The organism is Pseudomonas sp. NPDC087336 (genome assembly GCF_044744285.1).
GTDB lineage: Bacteria > Pseudomonadota > Gammaproteobacteria > Pseudomonadales > Pseudomonadaceae > Aquipseudomonas.
The window spans coordinates 420,029-441,454 of record NZ_JBIUYA010000001.1 but is presented as its reverse complement, the minus strand read 5'-3'; the positions used below and the strand labels follow the sequence as shown (position 1 = coordinate 441,454).

General features: G+C 59.7%; 18 protein-coding genes and 2 pseudogenes. 12 read left to right on the top strand and 8 right to left on the bottom strand.

All coding sequences use genetic code 11. The features are described from left to right. Window positions 1–151: 151 nt before the first annotated feature. The 10 genes and pseudogenes from ACIO0C_RS02045 to ACIO0C_RS02000 form a co-directional block, all read left to right on the top strand. Window positions 152–2,086 (top strand): putative nucleotidyltransferase substrate binding domain-containing protein, encoded by a 1,935-nt coding sequence (locus ACIO0C_RS02045; RefSeq protein WP_401307152.1) that lies wholly within the window; start codon window positions 152–154, stop codon window positions 2,084–2,086. Next, window positions 2,083–2,790 carry a PolC-type DNA polymerase III gene (locus ACIO0C_RS02040; RefSeq protein ID WP_401307149.1) on the top strand — a complete coding sequence of 236 codons (708 nt, stop codon included), beginning with the start codon at window positions 2,083–2,085 and terminating at the stop codon, window positions 2,788–2,790. Before ACIO0C_RS02045 ends, ACIO0C_RS02040 begins: the two co-directional genes overlap by 4 nt. Window positions 2,791–2,986: 196 nt before the next feature. Beyond that, complete coding sequence (locus ACIO0C_RS02035) at window positions 2,987–3,505, top strand: RNA polymerase sigma factor (protein ID WP_401307147.1); 519 nt, start codon at window positions 2,987–2,989, stop codon at window positions 3,503–3,505. Further along, window positions 3,502–4,476 carry a FecR domain-containing protein gene (locus ACIO0C_RS02030; RefSeq protein WP_401307144.1) on the top strand — a complete coding sequence of 325 codons (975 nt, stop codon included), beginning with the start codon at window positions 3,502–3,504 and terminating at the stop codon, window positions 4,474–4,476. Before ACIO0C_RS02035 ends, ACIO0C_RS02030 begins: the two co-directional genes overlap by 4 nt. A 250-nt stretch (window positions 4,477–4,726) precedes the next feature. After that, on the top strand, window positions 4,727–7,162 hold the full coding sequence (locus tag ACIO0C_RS02025) for a TonB-dependent siderophore receptor (RefSeq protein ID WP_401307141.1): 2,436 nt from the start codon (window positions 4,727–4,729) through the stop codon (window positions 7,160–7,162). Window positions 7,163–7,233: 71 nt separating this feature from the next. Continuing rightward, window positions 7,234–8,364 carry a PepSY-associated TM helix domain-containing protein gene (locus ACIO0C_RS02020; RefSeq protein ID WP_401307138.1) on the top strand — a complete coding sequence of 377 codons (1,131 nt, stop codon included), beginning with the start codon at window positions 7,234–7,236 and terminating at the stop codon, window positions 8,362–8,364. Next, window positions 8,361–8,540, top strand: coding sequence for a hypothetical protein (locus tag ACIO0C_RS02015; RefSeq protein ID WP_401307136.1), 180 nt, complete (start codon window positions 8,361–8,363; stop codon window positions 8,538–8,540). The genes ACIO0C_RS02020 and ACIO0C_RS02015 overlap by 4 nt, the downstream gene beginning before the upstream one ends. A gap of 10 nt (window positions 8,541–8,550) precedes the next feature. Beyond that, window positions 8,551–9,174: pseudogene (locus tag ACIO0C_RS02010) on the top strand (MFS transporter); the annotation flags it as partial. Window positions 9,175–9,620: 446 nt separating this feature from the next. Next, complete coding sequence (locus ACIO0C_RS02005; RefSeq protein WP_401307133.1) at window positions 9,621–10,250, top strand: glutathione S-transferase; 630 nt, start codon at window positions 9,621–9,623, stop codon at window positions 10,248–10,250. A 107-nt stretch (window positions 10,251–10,357) separates the two neighbouring features. Beyond that, a pseudogene (locus tag ACIO0C_RS02000) lies at window positions 10,358–10,693 on the top strand (RHS repeat-associated core domain-containing protein); the annotation flags it as partial. A 658-nt stretch (window positions 10,694–11,351) separates the two neighbouring features. Here ACIO0C_RS02000 and creD read toward each other — a convergent pair. The 3 genes from creD to creB are packed head-to-tail and all read right to left on the bottom strand — an operon-like array spanning window position 11,352 to window position 14,884. Next, window positions 11,352–12,722, bottom strand: coding sequence for a cell envelope integrity protein CreD (gene creD / locus ACIO0C_RS01995; RefSeq protein WP_401307131.1), 1,371 nt, complete (start codon window positions 12,720–12,722; stop codon window positions 11,352–11,354). Window positions 12,723–12,773: 51 nt separating this feature from the next. Further along, window positions 12,774–14,207, bottom strand: a complete 1,434-nt coding sequence (gene creC / locus ACIO0C_RS01990; RefSeq protein ID WP_401307128.1) for a two-component system sensor histidine kinase CreC — start codon at window positions 14,205–14,207, stop codon at window positions 12,774–12,776. Beyond that, a complete protein-coding gene (creB, locus tag ACIO0C_RS01985) occupies window positions 14,207–14,884 on the bottom strand; it encodes a two-component system response regulator CreB (RefSeq protein ID WP_401307126.1) in 678 nt (225 codons plus the stop codon). The genes creC and creB overlap by 1 nt, the downstream gene beginning before the upstream one ends. A 179-nt stretch (window positions 14,885–15,063) precedes the next feature. On the opposite strand from creB, the gene ACIO0C_RS01980 reads away from it, so the two are divergent. Next, on the top strand, window positions 15,064–15,837 hold the full coding sequence (locus ACIO0C_RS01980; RefSeq protein ID WP_401307123.1) for an RHS repeat-associated core domain-containing protein: 774 nt from the start codon (window positions 15,064–15,066) through the stop codon (window positions 15,835–15,837). A gap of 18 nt (window positions 15,838–15,855) precedes the next feature. Here ACIO0C_RS01980 and ACIO0C_RS01975 read toward each other — a convergent pair whose 3' ends face one another. Further along, entirely contained in the window at window positions 15,856–16,362 is a 507-nt protein-coding gene (locus ACIO0C_RS01975; protein WP_401307121.1) for an ATP-dependent zinc protease, read from the bottom strand. A gap of 273 nt (window positions 16,363–16,635) precedes the next feature. On the opposite strand from ACIO0C_RS01975, the gene ACIO0C_RS01970 reads away from it, so the two are divergent. Continuing rightward, a complete protein-coding gene (locus ACIO0C_RS01970) occupies window positions 16,636–17,523 on the top strand; it encodes an acyltransferase (protein ID WP_401307118.1) in 888 nt (295 codons plus the stop codon). Window position 17,524: 1 nt separating this feature from the next. On the opposite strand, the gene ACIO0C_RS01965 is transcribed toward ACIO0C_RS01970, so the two are convergent. From ACIO0C_RS01965 to ACIO0C_RS01950, 4 genes are all read right to left on the bottom strand, one after another. Continuing rightward, complete coding sequence (locus tag ACIO0C_RS01965) at window positions 17,525–18,118, bottom strand: DUF2780 domain-containing protein (RefSeq protein ID WP_401307115.1); 594 nt, start codon at window positions 18,116–18,118, stop codon at window positions 17,525–17,527. 292 nt (window positions 18,119–18,410) lie between these two features. Next, window positions 18,411–19,610 (bottom strand): formaldehyde dehydrogenase, glutathione-independent, encoded by a 1,200-nt coding sequence (gene fdhA, locus ACIO0C_RS01960; RefSeq protein ID WP_008057129.1) that lies wholly within the window; start codon window positions 19,608–19,610, stop codon window positions 18,411–18,413. A gap of 143 nt (window positions 19,611–19,753) precedes the next feature. Further along, complete coding sequence (gene purU, locus ACIO0C_RS01955; RefSeq protein WP_008057128.1) at window positions 19,754–20,611, bottom strand: formyltetrahydrofolate deformylase; 858 nt, start codon at window positions 20,609–20,611, stop codon at window positions 19,754–19,756. A 124-nt stretch (window positions 20,612–20,735) separates the two neighbouring features. Further along, window positions 20,736–21,368, bottom strand: a complete 633-nt coding sequence (locus tag ACIO0C_RS01950; protein WP_272603820.1) for a sarcosine oxidase subunit gamma — start codon at window positions 21,366–21,368, stop codon at window positions 20,736–20,738. Window positions 21,369–21,426 lie beyond the last annotated feature (58 nt).

Sequence of the window (21,426 nt, the reverse complement as noted above, 5' to 3'; positions counted from 1 at the left end):
GTTTTTCTCTCGTTCAGGTACGGATTCTCCGATACTGCATCACGTTTGCAGCCTACCTAGACTTACGTCCAATGGGCACCCTGCCCGTAGGGGTCGACCATGGGTGAGTCATCCGACAACAACAATTCAAAAAAAGACTGCGGTAATGGTTATGAGTAAAGCGGACGCCTTCACACAGGCAGGGAAAACCGCGGTGTTGCAGAACATCCAGGGCACTTTGCAATTCCTTCAGCGCTTCCCGCCCTTCAACCAGATGGACCACGCTCACCTGGCGTATCTGGTCGAACAGTGCCAGCTGCGTTTTTATGCGCCCGGCGAGAGCATCATCAAGCCGACCGACGGCCCGGTTGAACACTTTTACATCGTCAAACAGGGTCGAGTTGTCGGCGAACGTCAGCACTCGGCCAAGGGCGGGACCGAAACCACCTTCGAAATCACCACAGGCGAGTGCTTTCCCCTCGCCGCGCTGCTGGGGGAGCGTGCAACGCGCACCGAACACCTGGCCGCCGAAGACACCTTCTGCCTACAGCTGAACAAACTTGCATTCATCAAGTTGTTCGCCATTTCCGGCACCTTCCGCGACTTTGCCCTACGTGGCGTGAGCAGCCTGTTGGATCAGGTCAACCAACAGGTCCAGCAAAAAGCCGTGGAAACCCTTGGTACCCAATATTCGCTCAACACCCGCCTGGGTGAATTGGCCATGCGCCATCCCGTGACATGCACCCCCTCCACGCCCCTGCGTGAAGCCGTGACCCAAATGCATGAACAGCAGGTCGGCAGCATTGTGATCGTCAATGAACATAAAGCGCCGCTAGGCATTTTCACCCTGCGCGATTTGCGCCATGTCGTGGCCAACGGCACCTGCGATCTCAACGAGGCGATCGAGCGGCACATGACCTGCTCGCCGTTTTACCTGTCTCCTGATCACAGCGCCTTCGATGCGGCGATTGCAATGACCGAGCGGCATATCGCCCACGTCTGCCTGGTCAAGGATCAGCGCCTGTGCGGCGTGGTCTCGGAACGCGATCTGTTTTCCCTGCAACGGGTAGACCTGGTGCACCTGGCGCGCACCATTCGCAGCGCCCAGCGTGTGGAAAACCTGGTGCTGCTGCGCGGCGAGATTGGTCAACTGGTGGAACGCATGCTGGCCCACGGTGCGTCTTCGACCCAGATCACCCACATCATCACCCTGCTCAACGACCACACCGTGTGCCGTGTGATCGAGCTGACCCTGGCCGAGAAAGGCGATCCGGGCATCCCGTTCAGCTGGTTGTGTTTCGGCAGCGAAGGTCGCCGCGAACAGACGCTGCACACCGACCAGGACAACGGCATTCTGTTCGAAGCACGGGACGCAGCCCACGCCGCCGAGATCCGCGGGAAATTGCTGCCCATCGCCCATCAGATCAACCACAGCCTGGCGCTTTGCGGTTTCACCCTGTGCAAAGGCAACATCATGGCCGGCAATCCAGAACTGTGCCTGTCGCGGGTTGAATGGGCCCGACGCTTTGGCGCGTTCATTCGCGAGGCCACGCCCGAGAACCTGCTGGGTTCGAGCATTTATTTCGATTTGCGCGTGGTCTGGGGCAGCGAGCAAGGCTGCGAACAACTGCGCCGCTCGATTCTCGACCAGGTGGCCGACAATCGCCTGTTCCAACGCATGATGGCTGAAAACGCGTTGCGCAATCGCCCACCCGTAGGACGTTTCCGTGAGTTCGTGCTGGCGCGCAAAAATGGCGAAAAAGCCACGCTGGACCTGAAGATCCAAGGCCTGACCCCCTTCGTCGACGCGGCGCGGTTACTTGCCCTTGCCCACGGCATCGAAGCGAACAATACCCTGGAGCGCTTTCGCCAGCTGGTGGCCAAAGAGGTCATCGAGCCACTGGACGGCGCGGCGTATGAAGAGGCCTACCACTTCATCCAGCAAACCCGCATGCAGCAACATCAGCTGCAGACCCGGGAGAACTTGCCCTACTCCAACCGGGTCGACCCCGACAGTCTCAATCATCTGGATCGACGCATCCTGCGTGAATCCCTGCGCCAGGCCCAACGCCTGCAAAGCAGTCTGACCCTGCGGTATCAGTTATGAGCCTGTTTTCATGGCTGCGCCCCGCCGGGCCGAGCTTGTCCGCAGACCTGCAACAACGCCTTCAACGCCTGCCTTTGGCCCCCGGATTGAGCGAATGCAGCCTGCGCGAGCAGCGCTGGGTCGTGCTCGACCTGGAAACCACCGGGCTGAGCATGAACAAGGACCGGGTCCTGTCCATCGGCGCCGTGGTGATCGAGGATGGCGCGATCGATTTCAGTCGACAGTTCGAGCGCACTTTGCAATGCGACGAACTCAAGCTCGGCCCCAGTGTGCTGATTCACGGCCTGGGGCCCAGTGCAATTGCCGCCGGAAGCGACCCCGCCGAGGCATTGCTCGAATTCATGGAGTTTGTCGGCGACAGCCCGGTGCTGGCCTTTCATGCGCCATTCGACCAGCACATGCTGGCACGCGCATTGAAAGAGCATTTGGGTTACAAGTTGCAGCATGTTTTTCTGGATGTGGCAGACATCGCCCCGCTGCTGTGTCCGCAGGCCAACATCCGCGAGGCCGGCCTGGACGAGTGGATCGACTGGTTCAAGCTGCAAGTCTTCGAGCGTCATAACGCCAGCGCCGACGCCCTGGCGACCGCCGAACTGGCGCTGATCCTGTTCAGTCGCGCGCGGCAACAGCAGATTCACAGCCCGTTGAACCTGCAGCAGCGGTTGAATCAGTGGAAGCGGCGGCAGCAAACGCATTCCTTCTAGATCTTCGGCGCCTGTTCTGCCGCCTTCGCGGGCAAGCCCGCTCCCACATGGATTTCGGTTCCCCTGTGGGAGCGGGCTTGCCCGCGATGAACGATGACGCGGTCACCCGACCAACGCCAATTGCTTTCCCTCCCTCGCCTCTGACACAATCGCGAACAATTCTCGTTAGTTAACACTTCCCACTCGGTGATGCTGCGTGTCGTCAGTCCCAAGCCCCCAAAGTGAGCTCGTTGGTGCGTTATATCGCGACCATCGTGGCTGGCTATTGGCCTGGCTACGTCGTAACGTCGCCTGCCCGCAACGGGCCGAGGACCTGAGCCAGGACACCTTCGTGCGCTTGCTCGGACGCGAGGAACTGAAGGAGCCGCGCGAGCCGCGGGCGTTTCTGGTGGCAATTGCCAAGGGCCTGCTGTTCGACTACTTCCGACGCGCCGCGCTGGAACAGGCCTATCTCACCGAACTGATGCTGATTCCAGAAGCCGAACAACCGTCGGTGGAGGAACAGCAAATGATCCTCGAAGACCTGAAAAACATCGATCGCCTGCTTGGCAAGCTGTCGAGCAAGGCCCGCACGGCCTTTCTCTACAACCGTCTCGATGGCCTCGGCCATGCAGAAATCGCCGAGCGACTCGGTGTATCGGTGCCGCGGGTGCGCCAGTACCTGGCCCAGGGCATACGTCAGTGCTACATCGCCTTGTACGGGGAGCCGACATGAGCCCGGTCAGCTCCAAGCCAGTGTCGGCACAGGTGCTCGACGCCGCCATCGCCTGGCAACTGTCCCTGGATTCCGGCAACCCGGTGGAACGCGAAGAGTTCGCCAAATGGCACGCCGCCCACGAAGAACATGCCCGCGCCTGGCGTCAATTGGGCATGCTCGACCAGCGCTTCAGCGTCGCCCGCGGCTCGGCACGCACCGCCCTGCTGCAATCGCGCGAAGGCATTCGCCGCCGGGTACGCAAGCTCGGCAGCGGCCTGGCCAGCATTGTTGCGGTGCTCGGACTGGCGCTGTTTGCCGGTGAGCGTTACCTGCCGATCGACTATTGGCTGGCCGACCAGCGCACCGCCACCGGCGAACAACGCACCATTCGCCTGGACGACGGCACCCTGATCAACCTCAACACCCACAGTGCCGTGGACGTGCGCTTCGATGACAGGCAGCGCCTGGTCATCCTGCAGGAAGGCGAAATCCTCGTCGAAACCGGTCATGGCGACGCCCGGCCGTTTATCGTCGAAACCCGCGAAGGCAGCATGCGCGCATTGGGCACCCGGTTCCTGGTCAAGCGTGAAGAGCAAGGCACGCGCCTGAGCGTGCTGCAATCGGCGGTGGCCGCCCATCCGCAATCGAGTCCTGAAGAGCAGATCCTGCGCGAAGGCCAGCAAATGCTGATCCGCAGCGACGGCCTGGGTCCGATTGTCGCGCTCAACCTCGGCGCCGATGCCTGGACCCGCGGCATGCTGGTGGTGGACAACGCACGACTGGAAGATCTGGTGCGTGAAATCGGTCGTTATCGCCCGGGCCACCTGGGTGTGGCGCCGGAAGTGGCCGACCTGCGGATCACCGGCAGCTTCCCGCTGAAAGACACCGACCTGGCCCTGAACGCCCTGTTGCCAACGCTGCCGGTGCAGATTGAGCACCATGCGCAATGGTGGGTGACGGTGGAGGCGAAGACCGCGGCCAAGCCCTGACAGGTGTTGTATGTCTGATGGCCCTATCGCGAGCAAGCTCGCTCCCACAGGGGGTCTTGGGCGTACATGGATTTTGTGCCTGCTGAGGATCAATTGTGGGAGCGAGCTTGCTCGCGATAGGGCCATCAGCATCAACACATCTACCCGACTGATTTGGTGAATCGAAATTATTTTCATCCAGCCCTATCACTTTTTGATTTTCGTCCGGCACCTAGGCAATTGAGAAGTATTCCCTTTCAGGAGCCGCCGTATGCCCCGTTTGCTAGACACCTTGTTGCGCCCCAGTTTGCTGGCGGTAGCCATTGCCTTTTGCACGCCTTTGGCCAGCAGCCAACTGATCGCCGCTGAACAGGCGTCCAGCGTTCGTGCCTACAACCTGCCGGCCGCGCCACTGGCCAGCACCCTGAACCAGATTGCCAGCCAAGCCGGCCTGGCGTTGTCGTTGAACCCGTCGCTGGCCGCAGGCAAGACTTCGGCCCCGGTCAAAGGCCAGTTCGACGCTGCCGACGCCCTGCGCGAAGCCCTGCGTGGCAGCGGACTGCAACTGGAACAAAGCGGCGGCACCTACACCCTGGTGGCCGTGCCCGAGGGCGTGATGGACCTGCCGGCGACCAGCGTGATCGGCTTGGAAGCTGATACTGAAAACGCCTGGGGGCCGGTGCAAGGCTACCTGGCCAAGCGCACCGCGGCCGGCACCAAGACGGATACGGCACTGGCCGAAGTACCGCGATCGATCTCTGTCGCCACCCGCGAGCAGATGCAAGACCGTGCCGTCCAGAATCTGGATGACGCCGTACGTTATATGCCCGGGGTCATTGCCAGCAGCTACGGTAGCGATAGCCGTGCCGAGTGGCTGAAGGTTCGTGGATTTGAGCCCACCCAGTTCCTCGATGGCTTGCCGCTGCCAAAGGGCACTTACACCATGCCGAAGATGGAGACCTGGGACCTTGAGCGCGTAGCCCTGCTGCGTGGCCCTGCGTCCTCGCTTTACGGCCAGACACCGCCTGGTGGCCTGGTCGACATGGTCAGTCGACGCCCTGACGCATTGGCCAGCAACGAAGTGCAATTGCAGGTCGGCAGCTACGAGCGCAAGCAGATCAGCTTTGACAGCACCGGCCCGGTCGATGAGGAAGGGCGTTTTTTGTACCGTGTCAGCGGTGTGGTGCGCGATAGCAACACCACCATCGAGCACATTGACGACAAGCGTTACAACATCGCTCCCAGCCTGACCTGGAACATCGATCCCGACACCACGCTGACTTTCCTCAGCCAGTACAACCGTGACGATACCGGCACCACCAGCCAGTTCCTTCCGCTACAAGGCACCAAACTGTCCACGCCCGCCGGAGAAGTCAAATTCCACAAGAATCTCGGTGATCCGCAATGGGAGTTCTACGACAAGACCTATTACGCGTTGGGTTATGCCTTTGAGCACCGGATGAACGACGTCTGGCAGTTCCGTCAGAACCTTCGCTACACCAAGAGCGATCTTTCCTTCCAGAGCATCACCTCGGGCGGCTTCTACGGCTCGGTCGCAGACGACGGCACCCTGTCCCGGGGTGCCAACGTGGTTGACGAAGACCTCAGCCAGTTCGCCGTGGATAACAATTTCCAGGCCGATTTCGACACCGCTGCCATCAAGCACACACTGTTGCTGGGGCTGGATCACCAACGCGTCAATACCAACTACAAATGGCTGTACGGCAGCGCGCCAACCAGCAACATCACCAACCCGATTTACGGCCAGGACTTCAGTAACGTCCAATACACGGCGTTCAATGATTACAACCAGAAGACCCATGACACAGGCCTCTACGTCCAGGACCAGATGGCCCTCGATAACTGGCGCCTGACCCTGGGCGGTCGTCAGGACTGGCTGCACACGGATTCGACGTTCTACAACATGAACAACGCCAAGGACACCCGCGATGACACCCAATTCAGCGGCAACGCGGCCATCAGCTATGTGTTCGACGCAGGCTTTACGCCTTACGTCTCCTACGCCGAATCCTTCCAGGCAGAAGCGGGTGGCGCCAACGGCGAGGCATTCCGCCCAGGAACCGGCAAGCAATATGAAGTGGGACTCAAGTACCAGCCACCGGGTACCGACATGCTGTTCACGGCTGCTGCCTACGACCTCACCCGCAAGGACATCGTACTCAGCGACACCCTGGGCGTATCTCGCCCGCTGGGTGAAGCGAAAGTACGTGGCTTCGAGTTGGAAGCGACCGGTAACGTCAACGAAAACCTGAACCTGACCGCCTCGTACACCTACGCCAACAGCAAGATGACCAAAGTCACCGATCCACTGGACAAAAACCGTCCGCTGCCACTGACCCCGGAAAACCAGGCCGCGGCATGGGCTGACTACACCTGGCACACGGGTGTTCTGGATGGCTTCGGAATCGGCTTCGGCGTGCGCTATGTCGGCGAAACCGACAACATCGCCATCGGCAGCATGGCCTTCGTACGCGATCCATCGGATGGCCACAGCGATTCCTATACCGTCTATGACGCGGCCGTTCATTACGACCTTGGCCGCCTGGACAATGTCCTCAAGGGCGTCAGTGTCAGCGTCAATGCCAACAACGTATTCGACAAGGAATACATATCGACCTGTGACGGCTTCTACTGCTACTACGGCGACCGTCGCAACGTCATGGCCAGCCTTGACTACAAGTGGTAATCACTTGACCTGACAGGCCCACCACCAGGCCGTCCTTCGAGGACGGCTTTGGCGTTTCTGAAGGCTACGAAATGAAAAGTAAAACAATTCGCCGCTGGTCCGTCATCCACACCTGGACCAGCCTGATCTGCACGGTCTTCCTGCTGATGCTGGCACTGACCGGCCTGCCGTTGATCTTCCACCACGAGATCGACCACTTATTGGGCGATGCCGCCGAGTTGAAGCAAATGCCGGCGGACACCCCGCAGCTGAATTTGCAGCAGTTGGTGCAGGCGGCTGAAAAGCATCGTCCCGGTGAGGTCATGCAGTATTTCGGTTTCGACGATGACGAGCCCAACGGCGCCATCGCGATCATGGCGGCCACCGCCGGCACCGAGCCGAACTCGTCCCACACCTTCATGCTCGACGCCCGCACCGGCGAAGCGCTGGAGATGCCGTCGGCCAATGGCGGCTTCATGATGGTCATGCTGCGCCTGCATGTGGACATGTTCGCCGGGCTGCCAGGCAAGTTATTGCTGGCGTTCATGGGGTTGCTGTTCATGGTCGCGATCGTGTCCGGCACCGTGTTGTACCTGCCGTTCATGCGTCGCTTGACATTCGCCACCGTGCGCCAGGACAAATCCACCCGCCTGCGCTGGCTAGACCTGCACAACCTGATCGGCGTGGTGACCCTGACCTGGGCCCTGGTGGTCGGTGTGACCGGCGTGATCAGTGCTTGCGCCGACCTGCTGATCGCGGCGTGGCGCAACGACAGCCTCAGCGCCATGGTTGCGCCGTATCGCGATGCGCCAGCCCTGACGCAACTGGCGCCGGCCACTCGCTTGCTCGACATCGCCAAGGAGGTCGCTCCCGGCATGCAGCCGGATTTCATTGCCTTCCCTGGCACGCGGTTCTCCAGCGAGCACCATTATGCGGTGTTCATGAAAGGCAGCACCCACCTGACTTCACACTTGCTGACGCCGGTGCTGATCGACGCCAGCACCCTGCAAGTTACCGCCGTGGCCGAGCGCCCCTGGTACATGGACGCCATGGGCATGTCGCAGCCGTTGCATTTCGGTGACTACGGCGGCATGCCGATGCAAATCCTCTGGGCGACCCTGGACGTGCTGACGATCATCGTGCTCGGCAGTGGCGTTTACCTGTGGGTGGTGCGCCGCAAGGCTGCCAAACCCGTACTGGAAAAAGCGGAGAACGCGGCATGAAGCCCCGGCAGTCGAGTTTCTGGAAGGTGTTCGGCACCCCCACCGTCATCGCCTTGTTCAGTGCGGGCGGGTTGTTTGCGGCGGCGCTCGGCGATGGCGTTTGGGATGCCCTGAGCTGGCTTGGGCTAGGTATTCCCGCCGCCCTTGCCCTACGCGGTCTCCTGCAACGCCGATAACAAGCACGGCAGCCGTAATTTCTACGCCATTGCCAGCGCGCGGATTCTCTCCGAGCCAGCCTGGCAGACCTTCAATGCGTGGATTGCGCTGTACCTGATGACCGAGCGGCACATGAACATCAAGGAGATCGCGATGTTCGCCTGGCTGCCGCTCCTCGCCGCTGACCTTGGCTGTGTGCTCGGCGGTTACCTGAGCCCGTTCTTTCACAAACACTGCAAAGTGTCGCTGTTCACCTCACGCAAAATGGTCCTGCTGTTCGGTGCCTCGTGCATGATCGGCCCGGCGTGCATCGGCCTGGTCGCCAGCCCGTACACGGCGATTGCCTTGCTGTGCATCGGCGGTTTCGCTCACCAGACCTTGTCCGGTGCGCTTTATGCAATCACCTCTGACTCGTTTGGTAAAAATGAAGTGGCCACAGCCACCGGCATGGGCGGCATGTTCGGCTACCTTGGCGCGACCGCTTTCACCCAGGTGTTTGGCGTGATGGTGACCAAGATCGGCTACAGCCCGCTGTTCGTGACCCTGGCGATCTTCGACATCGTCGCCGCATTCATCGTCTGGACAGTGGCCCGGGAACTGAAGCCTCAGCAGGCTGCGCCAGGCCCACAGGCCGCCTTGCAGCCAGCGAGCTGAAGAAGATCCCCTGTGGAAGCTAATGCTGTTCACTTTAGTGGCTCGATGTGGAAAGAAAATCAAAAGCCATAGAGAGGCGGCCTGACAGCCGACCTGAATGCAGGTCTGTCCGCGATGTGATCGTTCCCACGCTCTGCGTGGGAATGCCGCCAGGGACGCTCCGCGTTCCGCTGACGACGCATGACATGAGCGATGCGCAACGGTGACGCGGAGCGTCACAGGATGCATTCCCACGCAGAGCGTGGGAACGATCATTTGGGTGCCCCATTGAACCACGATGGCTTAAGTGAACAGCATTACCCTGTGGAAGCGAGCCTGCTCGCGAAAGCGGCGTGTCAGACGGCAATGATGTCGACTGACACGGCCCCTTCGCGAGCAAGCTCGCTCCTACATCATCGCCTCCACAGGTTATGCTGCGTGACACCGCCACCGACCGAGTCACTGCCATGTCCGCCCCGAGCATGACCCTGTACCACAACCCCCTCTCCCCCTTCGTCCGCAAAGTCATGGTGCTCTTGCACGAAACCGGTCAACAGGACCGCGTCGCCCTGCAAAACTGCGTGCTCACACCCGTCGACCCGGACCAGCCCCTGATCGACGACAACCCCCTGAGCAAGATCCCCGCCCTGCGCCTGGCCGACGGCAACGTCATCCACGACAGCCGGGTGATCCTCGACTACCTCGACCACCAGCACGTCGGCAACCCACTGATCCCCCGCGAAGGCTCGGCCCGCTGGCGGCGCCTGACCCTGGCCTCCCTGGCCGACGGGATCATGGATGCTGCGGTACTGGTGCGCTACGAAGTTGCCTTGCGTGCCCCGGAAAAACACTGGGACCAATGGCTCGACGGCCAACGCGACAAAATTCGCCGCGCCCTGGCATTGCTGGAGAAAGATGCAATTGCCGAGCTGACCAGCCGCTTCGATGTGGCGGCGATCAGCGTCGCCTGTGCATTGGGTTATCTGGATCTGCGCCATCCGGACCTTGAGTGGCGATCTGCGAATCCACAGTTGGCGGCTTGGTATTTCGAGGTAAGCCTGCGGCCTTCGATGCTGGCGACGATGCCGAAGGTTTGACGCGGAAGGCGCCATCACCCTAGCAGTTCTGATAGTAGGCAAAGTTTGAAAAAAGTCCGATGCTGAAGTTCCGCTTTCAGCGGTACTTCAGCATCGGAGATCGCCCCATGCAAACGTCTTCACTCAAAACAATTCTGCTGGCAACGGATCAACAGCGCTCGATCTTGAATGCACTCGACGCGACGCAGAACTATTCTCTTGCCTATACCCCCTACGGCTATCGCCGGCCTGGAAGCGGCTTACTCGGTTTTAATGGCGAGCTGCCGGACCCGGTAACCGGACATTATCCTTTGGGTAATGGCTATCGGGGGTTCAACCCGGTGTTCATGCGGTTTAATAGTCCGGACAGTTGGAGCCCATTTGGTAAAGGTGGGATGAACGCATATACATATTGCAAGGGAGATCCGGTAGGACAACGCGACCCGTCCGGGCACATGTCAGTTTTCACGTCGCTCCTTAACGCAGCCATACATACTTTTAAAGTATCAAATATCAAGTTCAAGATTTCAGCCGCGGCAGTGCTAGCTGGCAGTGCCGGCCTTGTAGCCGAAGCCTTCGTTCCTCTCGATAAAACTCCAAACTACATACTCTTATATGGGTCAAGCTTTCTTCTTGGAGCTGGCCTTGGGGGGATGCACAGATTCAGACCAAGCCGAGCTCCTCGGATGAATACTATTCCATCGAGGAGCCTACCCCGTGCGCAACCAATTGATACACGAAGAGCCCCACGTACAGAGAGTATCGAGCTACAAAACTTTTCAAACTCCGCCCCAGCCCCAGCCCCAGCCCCAAGACGGCGTATTGCGCTTCCTCAAGACCCAACAAGCACCTTTGCGCGAAGTTCAGGCGAAAATCTACAACTAATCCCTAGAATTAGGACCGGTAGAAATTCAAACTTTGAAATTATCGCAAATAATGTACGAACCGCCTGAGGGGGAAAGAGGTCTGGGAAAAGGGGACGGATTTATTTTAAATCAATGAATCTGCCCCCGTCGCTTCTCTATCTCCTATTCATTCTCCTGACAGCCGGAAACAACCCGGCAATCAGTACCGCCAAAACCCGACCATCCCGCTGATCCTCCCTCAAACCCAACGACCTGCTCATTCCACCACCCCAACATCGAGCTCCAACGGTTTCGCCGCCTTCTGCCCAACTCCATACCAATCCAGTTTCCGGGTCAGTACCATAAACACGCCCAGCAATCCAAACAGCAACAACGATCCCATCAACAGCGCGTAATCCTCGGCACTCAACAAGCCATAAAGCAGGCTGTACAACGCTGCTAACCCCGCTGAAAAACTCAAGCCGTGACGCAGGCTGCGCAGTACGTGGCAGACGTAGAAACCAATCAACAGCACACACGCGCTGGCCGACAACAAGTACGCCAGCGCAAAGCCAATGTGTTCGGACAGCGACAGCAACAGCAGATAGAAGAACGCCAGAGCCACGCCCACCAAAGCGTATTGCACCGGGTGCACCGCCAGGCTTTTCAGCACTTCAAAAAGGAAGAAGCCGGCGAACGTCAGGACGATGAACAACAGCGCATATTTGATCGCCCGGTCGCTTTTCAGGTATTGATCCACCGGATCGATGAAGCTCACGCCGAAGCTGCGGCTGGAAAACGCTTCACAACCGCCACGGGACACGCAGCTGCTCAGGATCTCTTGCAGGTTGGTGGAGAAAAACGAAGTCTGCCAATTGGCGGTAAAGCCCTGATCGGTGATTTCGCGCTGGGCCGGCAGGTAGTTGCCGATGAAGCTGGGATGCGGCCAGTTGGCGCTCAGCGCAACCTTGCTGGTCTTGCCAACCGGCAGGATCTGCAACTGGCCGGTGCCTTGCAGCTTCAGGTCGAAACCGAAGGCCAGTTCTGTATTTTGCCTCGCGTCCAACGCCGGCAACGTCACATGGACGCCCTCACCCAGCCAGCCGACCTGGCTCCCCGGAAGGAAGTCCAGCTGCTGGCCATTGAGTTCGAGTTTCAAGGCGTTCTCGATGCCGCGAATGTCGCTGATGCCGACTGCAAGGAACGGCTGGTCGAATTGGTAATCGGCGAAGTCTTCCTTGATACCCAGTTGGGCTGGCAGTGAAAAATGGCCGCTGATGCGGTTGTCGGCATGGAACAGCCGCGCCTGATAAATGCCGCGGGAGCGCAGTTCGGTCTGCACCTGGCCGTCGAGTTCGAAGTGCTCCGGCAGGAAGTACAAACGCCCCCTCTCTTCGCCGATCTCCTGATAACGCTCATTGGTTTTTTCATGGGTCCTCCAGGTACGCACCACTTTGCGATAAGGCACCACCATCAACGGCCCGCTCAATTGCTGGCTGTAACTGGAGCTGCGGGCGATGTCTTCGAGCACGCCGTCGCGCAGTTGCTGGCGGTCCTGGATCACACCGTTGATCATCAACAGCGGGATCAGCAACAACAGAATCAGTAGGGCAATCGCCCCGAGTTTTAGGGTCAGGCTGCGGTTCATGGGACTCTCCCTGTTTGGATGGGGAGATTCTGGGTTGGCTGCGTGGGGGCTTTATGAGGGGAATATGGAGATTATGTGGAGACTGACTTCCACCCCACCTTCGACATTGCCAATGCTCATTTCCCCACCGTGCAACTTGACCACTTCCTCGACAAAGTTCAGCCCCAACCCGGTGCTTTTGCGCCCGCTGCCCGGTCGCGGCAGCGAGTAGAAACGCTCGCACAGCCGTGGCAATGCATAGTCGGGAATCGCCTCGGCCTGATTGAACAATCTGAACTCGATCTGCTCGCCAATCCGCTTGGCACTGAATCGCAGCACGCCCTTGGCCGGGGTGAAATCCAGCGCATTTTCCAACAGGTTTCCCAGCGCCTGCCGCAACAGAAACGGCTCACCGATCAACGTCAGATCCCGTGGAATCGTTTGTTCCACGCGCAGCTCCTTACCTTCGATTCGCGCTGCTTGAGCGCTCAGCAACTCATTCACCAAAGCCGCCAACGACACCTCTACGCGCTCCTCAAGCCCCTGACGCTGTTCAACCTGCGCCAGATTCAACAAGCGCTCGATCAACTGCTGCATCCGCGCACTTTCGTTGTCGATATTGCTGACAAATCGCTGCCGCTGAGCCGACGGCATCTCACCTTGCAGCAGCTCCGCCGCGCCACGAATCGCCGCCAGCGGACTCTTCAGCTCATGGGTCAGCGTATGCACGTAGCGCTCGACATAAGCCTTGCCTTCGAGCTGCGTGCGCATCTGTTCCACCGCCGTCGCCAGCTGTTCCAGCTCGCCGCCGCGATAATGCGGCACCTCGACCCGCCGGCCCTCGCTGACGGCCTGAGCATAAGCGGTCAACCGTCGCAGCGCGCGGCTAAGCCACCAGGATAACAATGCGCCGAACAACAGGCCGAGGCCGATCAGCCCGGCACCATAGGCGAGCAAACGCCGTTCCGTGCGATCCACGTAAGGCTGCAACGAGCTGTTGGGTTTGGCCACGGTGACCACGCCGATGATCTGCCCGTCGTCGCGAATCGGCGCACCGACGTGCATCACCGATGAGCTCGCATCATCTGGATCGCTACGGCTTGAGCGAGCGCCGTATTCGCCGCGCAGGGTCAGGTAAACGTCGTTCCAGCGCGAGTAATCCTGGCCAACCGCCACGCCGCTGGAATCGAGCACCACCCTGCCCTTGGCATCGGTGACGTAGATGCGATGGTTGACCTGATTCTTCGACAGGCCCCAGATGCTAGCCTTCGGTTGCCGCTCACCATAGGCCTTGAGCAACTCGGGCCAGCGGTTCTGGTTGAGGGTGCCGGCCTTGAAGTCATCGCGCAGGATCTCGGCCATCAGGTTGGCGGTGTCGACCAGGGTTTCTTCGGTGGACTGGCGCACACCCGGTCGGATTTCTTCCATTACGGTGTTGAGCACGAAGTAACCGGTCAACCCGATAAACAGCGCGTACACCAGAAAAATCCGGATACCCAATGGCATCAGCCTTGCCTCGGGTTATAGCTGTAGCCCAGGCCACGATGGGTCTGGATCGGCTCGGCGTCGGCCTTCACCTGGCGTAATTTGGCGCGCACGCTCTTGATGTGGCTGTCGATGCTGCGCTCATAACCGGCGTCTGCCGCGACACCCAGCGCATCGAGCAATTGCTCGCGGCTGAACACGCGCTCGGGTTGTTCCAGAAGGCATTGCAGCAACCGAAATTCGTGGCGAGTGAGGGTCAGCAACTGACCGCGATAGCTGATCTGCACGCGCTCGCTGTCGAGGCGAAACAGTGCTGATGGCTCTTCTACCGCACGGGGTGCCATGCGCTTGAGAATCGCCCGAACCCGCGCCGCCACTTCGCGGGGGCTGAACGGCTTGACCACGTAATCGTCGGCGCCGATTTCCAGGCCTACGACGCGGTCGATCTCGCCATCGCGGGCGCTGAGAAACATCACCGGTACTTCGCTGAACTGCCGCAATTGCTTGCAGGTTTCGAAGCCGCTGATGTCCGGCAGGCCAATGTCGAGGATGATCAAGTCCGCCGGGGTCTGACGCTGATACTCCAGCGCGGCCGCGCCAAGGGTCAGCCAGGTAGTGGTAAAGCCTTCGCCCTGCAAGGCGAAAATCAAGGTGTCGGCAATCGCAGCTTCGTCTTCGACAATCAGGATATGAGGCATGGCGTCCGAGCCTGGTGGTGGAGTGGGCGAACGGTGACTCAAGGCTGAATCGACGTCAATCCGACCGAGTTAAATCGCGGCGGAGTCTGTAGGACCTAGCAGTTCTGATAGTAGGCAAAGGATGAGAAAGGACCGATGCTTAAAATCCAGCTTTATGGACCATATTCGGAGCCCTGCCGATGTCTTCTCAATCACACAAAAGGATACTGCTGGCAACCGATCAACAGCAGTCGGTGTTGAACGCCCTCGACGCGAATCAGCCCAATCCCATTGCCTACACGCCCTATGGCCACCGTCCACGGGAAAACCGTTTGCTCAGCCTGCTCGGGTTTAATGGTGAACTGCCGGACCCGCTGACCGGGCATTATCATTTGGGGAAAGGGTATCGGCAGTTCAATCCGGTGTTGATGCGGTTTAACAGCCCGGATAGTTGGAGTCCGTTTGGGAAGGGCGGGCTGAATGCTTATATGTATTGCGCAGGGGATCCGGTAAACAGGGCCGATCCCACCGGACACATGTTGAAATCTTTCTTCAAGGCGCGACGAACTCCCTCACCTTCGCGCAACGCAACGGCTGTGCCTACTGATGCTTCGTCATCACGAAGCTCGACAGAAGCGCTCCAAAACAAAAACAAAAACAAAATACTGGTAGACATCCTCAAGGGCGATAAGGGCAAACGCATACTGGTTTACCAACTAGCCAACGGCGATGAACGCATAGCTTTTTCCGAGAAGACAAAGGCGACCGAAACCATGCTCAAGCTGTGGAAAAAAGACCCATCTCTCAAACCTACTCGGAAGCCAGTACCCACGTCTAACGTTAGACACGAGGTCGTTTCGGGCACGCTCGATATAGATACTAGCGCGCCGGCGCTCCCCGGATCGGATAGAGCATTGAAAAACGAAAATGCTCTGAATCAACTTATTGAAGACATCCGCGGCGTGTCCGAATAAGGTTCGGAACAACCGACATCAACAATCCGGCTTGTCTGCCGTAAACCGCCGAGCCGGATTCACCGCAGCCCCAAACTCACGCAGCGCCTTGGCACCAATCAACAGCGGATAGTTAAAGCTACTGCGGTCGGTGAGGTTGACCTCGACCGTGCGTTTTACATTGCCCAGACACAACTCCAGATCGACCACCGGCCGCTTGGTAGGCGCGATCACTTCGCTTTCATCCTCGTCCTCTTCTGAACGCGTCTTGATCTTGCTGATCCGCGCCACCTTGTGCTCGTAGACCTTGTTGCTCGCACCCTTGGTCGCCAGGCGGAAACGCACCCAGTCTTCGCCATCGCGAGTGAAGGTTTCGATGTCCTTGGCCGACAGCGATGCGGTCAGGGCGCCGGTGTCCATCTTGGCCTTGAGCACTTCGCCGCCGATTTCCGGTAGCGCGATGTATTCGTAGCGACCGTACAGGGTTGGCTCGGCGGCCATGACTGGCAGGGCAATCAGTGAAAGCAGTGCAAGAAGGGATTTCACGTACTGGGAGTCCTTGAAGGGTGGGCAGCGCAATTTTAGACCGTTGTTGAATAGATCGTTCCCACGCGCCGTAAAGGATTGCTTCAACGGATGCTCTGCTTCGGCCCCTGATTTGGGACGCAGAGCGTCCCGGGCTGCATTCCCACGCAGAGCGTGGGAACGATCGGTGTCAGAAGGTTAGCGCTTCAGAGGTGAAACATTCGTCACCCCCGATTTGGCCTGTCGCCCGAAGCTGCTTATCATGGCGCGCCCTCACGCTTTCAAGAGTTGCCTATGCGCCGCCTGCTCACCGGCTGTTTCGTCACCCTGCTGCTGTCGCTCAACACGCTGGTCCTGTTCGGACCGTTGATGGTGTTTGCCCTGCTCAAACTGATCCTGCCCGGCCGTTTTCGCGATTACGCCTCATGGGCGGTGATGTGGATCGCCGAGACCTGGGCCGAGATCGACAAGCTGATCTTCCGCTTGTGCATTCCCACCCAGTGGGACATTCGGGGCGGTGACGACCTGCGCACCGACACCTCGTATCTGGTGATCAGCAACCATCAATCCTGGGTCGATATCCCGGCGCTGATCCAGACGCTGAACCGGCGCACGCCGTTCTTCAAGTTCTTCCTCAAGAAAGAGCTGATCTGGGTGCCGTTCCTGGGCCTGGCGTGGTGGGCGCTGGACTATCCGTTCATGAAGCGCTACACCAAGGCTTTTCTGGCGAAGAACCCGGAACTGGCGGGCAAGGATCTGGAGATCACCAAACAGGCCTGCGAACTGTTCAAGCGCCAGCCCGTGACGGTGGTCAACTATCTGGAAGGCACTCGCTACACCACCGCCAAAAGCACCCAGCAACAATCACCCTTCACCCACCTGCTCAAACCCAAGGCCGGTGGCGTGGCCTTCGTTTTGGCGGCGATGGGCGAACAGCTGGATGCCATTCTCGACGTCACCGTGGTCTATCCACAGCAAGCGATTCCGGGGTTCTGGGACTTGATCAGCGGCAATGTGCCGAGGGTCATCATCGACATCAAGACCCGCGAACTCGACCCGGCGCTGTGGCAGGGCGACTACGAAAACGATCCGCGGTTTCGCGAGAAAGTCCAGAACTGGGTCAACCAGCTCTGGAACGAGAAGGATCGGCGTATCGACGCGTTGCGCACCGAGCGCCGCTGAATCAGCTATCCGTGCCGAAGCCGGTGTCGGTGTCGGTGTCGATACTGTTGCCAGTGCCGGTGCCCCAGATGCTGCCCAGGCTGCTCAGCAGCGAACCGCCGACGCCCTGCTGACCGAGGTATTGAAGGATCACCGGGGTAAACATCCCGATCATGCCGGTGTCCATGCCCAGGGCACTGAAGGCGTTGTTCAGGTCATTGGTGTCCTTGACGTTGCCCAAGGCGTTATCCAGCCCTGCGGCCTTGCCGGTCGAACCGAGCAACCCGGCGAGCGCCCCCAGTTCACCCCCACCCGAGAGAATGTCGATACCCGGCACACTTTTGGCCAGCTCCGAGTAATCGGTCGAACTCAGCTGATTCTTCGCCAGCCCGAGCATCGCCCCGGCGCCGCCGACGGCTTGTTGTGGAGTGATGTTCAATTGAGTGAGCGCGCCCAGCAGGTCTGCTGTCTCAGAGGTCGGCGCCGCCTCCGTGGCCGAATTGCCCTTCATGCCGGAAATAGCGCTGGCCGCATCGCTCAGGCTGAACTGGGCAAACACCGGGCTGGCCGCCAGGGTCATGAGCGATGCCAGTGCAAAACCGCGGGAAAACTTCATCCAGACATCCTCAAAGAAAACCGCCCGACAGCGGGCGGCGAAAAACTGTACGTTGGACTGATATCCCCCAACATTGTTCCCTGCCCTTCTCTAGGAGCAAGCCTGCTCGCGATGGACGTCAACGATGACGCGTGCTGCCTGGCGAAATGCGGTGCCCTTGTATTTTTCGCGAGTAAGCTCGCTCCTACAGGGATCTTGGCCTCCCCTTACGGGAGCGAATCGCACCATTCGTGAAAATCCTACGAAAACGTAAAAGGGCGACATTCGTCGCCCTTTTACTTTGCGCGTTCCCTTACGCCGCACTAAACAACTTATGCGGATCAATCACAAACTTCTTCGGCACGCCCGCATCGAACTCGCCATACCCTTCCGGCGCCTGATCCAGGCTGATCACCTGCACGCCCACCACTTCAGCAATGTTGATACGGTCCCACATGATCGCCTGCATCAGCTGGCGGTTGTACTTCATCACCGGGGTCTGGCCGGTGTGGAAGCTGTGGGACTTGGCCCAGCCCAGGCCGAAGCGGATGCTCAGGCTGCCCATTTTCGCGGCGGCGTCGACAGCGCCCGGATCTTCGGTGACGTAGAGGCCGGGGATACCGATTTTGCCGGCAACACGGACCACGCCCATCAACGAGTTGAGTACGGTGGCCGGAGCTTCGTGTTTCACGCCGTCATGGCCATGACCGCGAGCTTCGAAGCCTACGGCGTCGATGGCGCAATCCACTTCCGGTTCACCCAGCAGTGCGGCGATTTGCTCGTGCAATGGGGTGTCGAGGGACAGGTCGGCGATTTCGAAACCTTGGGCCTTGGCGTGGGCCAGGCGCACGGTGTTGACGTCGCCCACGATCACCACTGCCGCACCCAGCAGGCGAGCGGAAGCGGCAGCCGCCAGGCCGACTGGGCCGGCGCCAGCGATGTATACGGTGCTGCCTGGGCCGACACCGGCGGTCACTGCGCCGTGGTAACCGGTCGGCAGGATGTCGGAGAGGCAGGTCAGGTCACGGATTTTTGCCATCGCGCGATCGCGATCCGGCAGTTTCAGCAGGTTGAAGTCGGCGTACGGCACCATCGCGTATTCAGCCTGGCCGCCGGTCCAGTCGCCCATGTCGACGTAACCGTAGGCACCGCCTGGGCGAGCCGGGTTAACGCTCAGGCACACGCCGGTGTGCATTTCCTTGCAGGAACGGCAGCGCCCGCAAGCCACGTTGAACGGCACGGACACCAGATCGCCGATTTGCAGGTTTTCAACGTCGCGGCCCTTCTCGATCACTTCACCGGTGATCTCGTGACCCAGGACCAGACCGGTTTGCGCGGTGGTACGACCGCGCACCATGTGCTGGTCAGAACCACAGATATTGGTGGAAACCACACGCAGGATGACAGCGTGTTCAATCTTCCTGCCGCGCGGGTCCTGCATTTTCGGATAGTCGATTTTCTGTACTTCGACCTTGCCAGCGCCGAGATACACCACACCACGATTGCCAGACATGCTTTCACCTCGCTGTTGTTTTTATGGATCCGCGTTGCCCAGGCAGGCAGCGCGTTAAGTGCTCGGTTTTCTTGTGTTGCCTGTTATGGCCTCTTCGCTGGCAAGCCTGCTCCTACAGGTGCGGGCTTGCCAGCGAAGGCGATTTAAAGAACGACGGTTCTGTTTGCGTTGAGAAACACCCTTCGCTCGATGTGATAACCAACCGCCCGGGCCAGGGTCAGCCCTTCGATATCGCGCCCCTTGGCGATCAGATCTTCCGGGTAATGACTGTGATCCACCACCTCGACGCCTTGGGCGATAATCGGCCCTTCGTCCAGGTCGTTGTTGATGTAATGCGCCGTGGCCCCGACCAGTTTCACGCCCTTGTTATAGGCCTGGTGATAGGGTTTGGCACCCTTGAAACCGGGCAGCAGGGAGTGGTGGATGTTGATCGCCCTGCCGTCAAGTTTGCGGCACAGCTCCGGCGACAGGACCTGCATGTAGCGGGCGAGGATCACCAGTTCGGCGCCAGACTCTTCGATCACCTGCAAGACCTGACGCTCCTGTGAAGGCTTGTCGTTCGGGTCCAGGGGGAAATGGTAGTACGGGATCTGGTGCCAGTCGGCCAGCGGCTTGAGGTCCGGGTGGTTGGAGACCACGGCGACCACGTCCATCGACAACTGGCCGATGCGCTGGCGGTAGAGCAAATCGTTGAGGCAGTGATCGGCCTTGGACACCATGATCACCACTTTCGGACGGTGATGCGGCGGGGTCAGCTCGAAAATCATGCCGAAGGCCGCACCGCGCTCGGCAAGGCCGGCGCGGAATGATTGCTCGTCGAAGCCGTCAGGCTGGCGGAACTCCACACGAATGAAGAAACGCCCTGAGAGGCGGTCATCGAAGGAGTGGTGTTCAGTGACGTAGCAGCCCTGCTCGAACAGAAAGCGGGTCACCGCGTCCACCGTGCCGAGCACGCTGGGGCAGTCGGCGGTCAGGATCCATGTGTCTGGGGCGCGGCTCATAGTTTTTTCCTCTGATCGTTCCCACGCTCTGCGCGGGAACGCCGCCATGGACGCTCTGCGTCCGCTCTTGGGACGCAGAGCGTCCCGGGATGCATTCCCACGCGGAGCGTGGGAACGATCATCTTTACGCCTGGACGCTAAGGCCGAACTCGGCCGACGCATCCTGCAACCACAACCACCAGTAATCCGAGAAGCTGCGACGGATCAGCAGTTCCCAGGTGTCTTCGGCGGTGTGGCGGATCACCAGTTGCGACTTGGCGAACACCGTACCGACGGCCTTGCCCACCGGGAAGTTGTTCGGGTGCACGTCGTAGCTGGTGGATTTCATCAACACCTGGCGCACATTCGGGCCGCTCAGTTCGAGGATCTGCTGGCCACCGCTGACGTTGACGATCTGGATGTGCAGGTCGCCCAGCGCCTTGCGCAGTTTTTGCTCGGCGGCGAACTCTTCACCGGTCGGCACGATCAGCAGCCATTCATCCGGCCCCATCCATTGCAGGCTGGTTTCGCCTTTGACGATGACGGTCAGTGCACCCGGCAATTCGATGCCCAGGGCCTTGTGTACGCCCGCGGCGAACGCGGCATCGTGGCCATCACCACGGATGGTGAGGTGACCGAGGAGTTTTTTCTCGCGCACGGTCACGCCGGCGTTCTTGCGACCCTTGCCCACCAGGCTGGCGAGGTCGGCGTGATGCAGCGACGACTCGGCCTTGGCCCCATTGGTTGGGCGTTGTTGGTAAACATTGGCTGCGGTCATAAAGCACCTGTTCCTGAATTCTGTGTTCCCTGTGGGAGCTGGCTTGCCAGCGATGGGA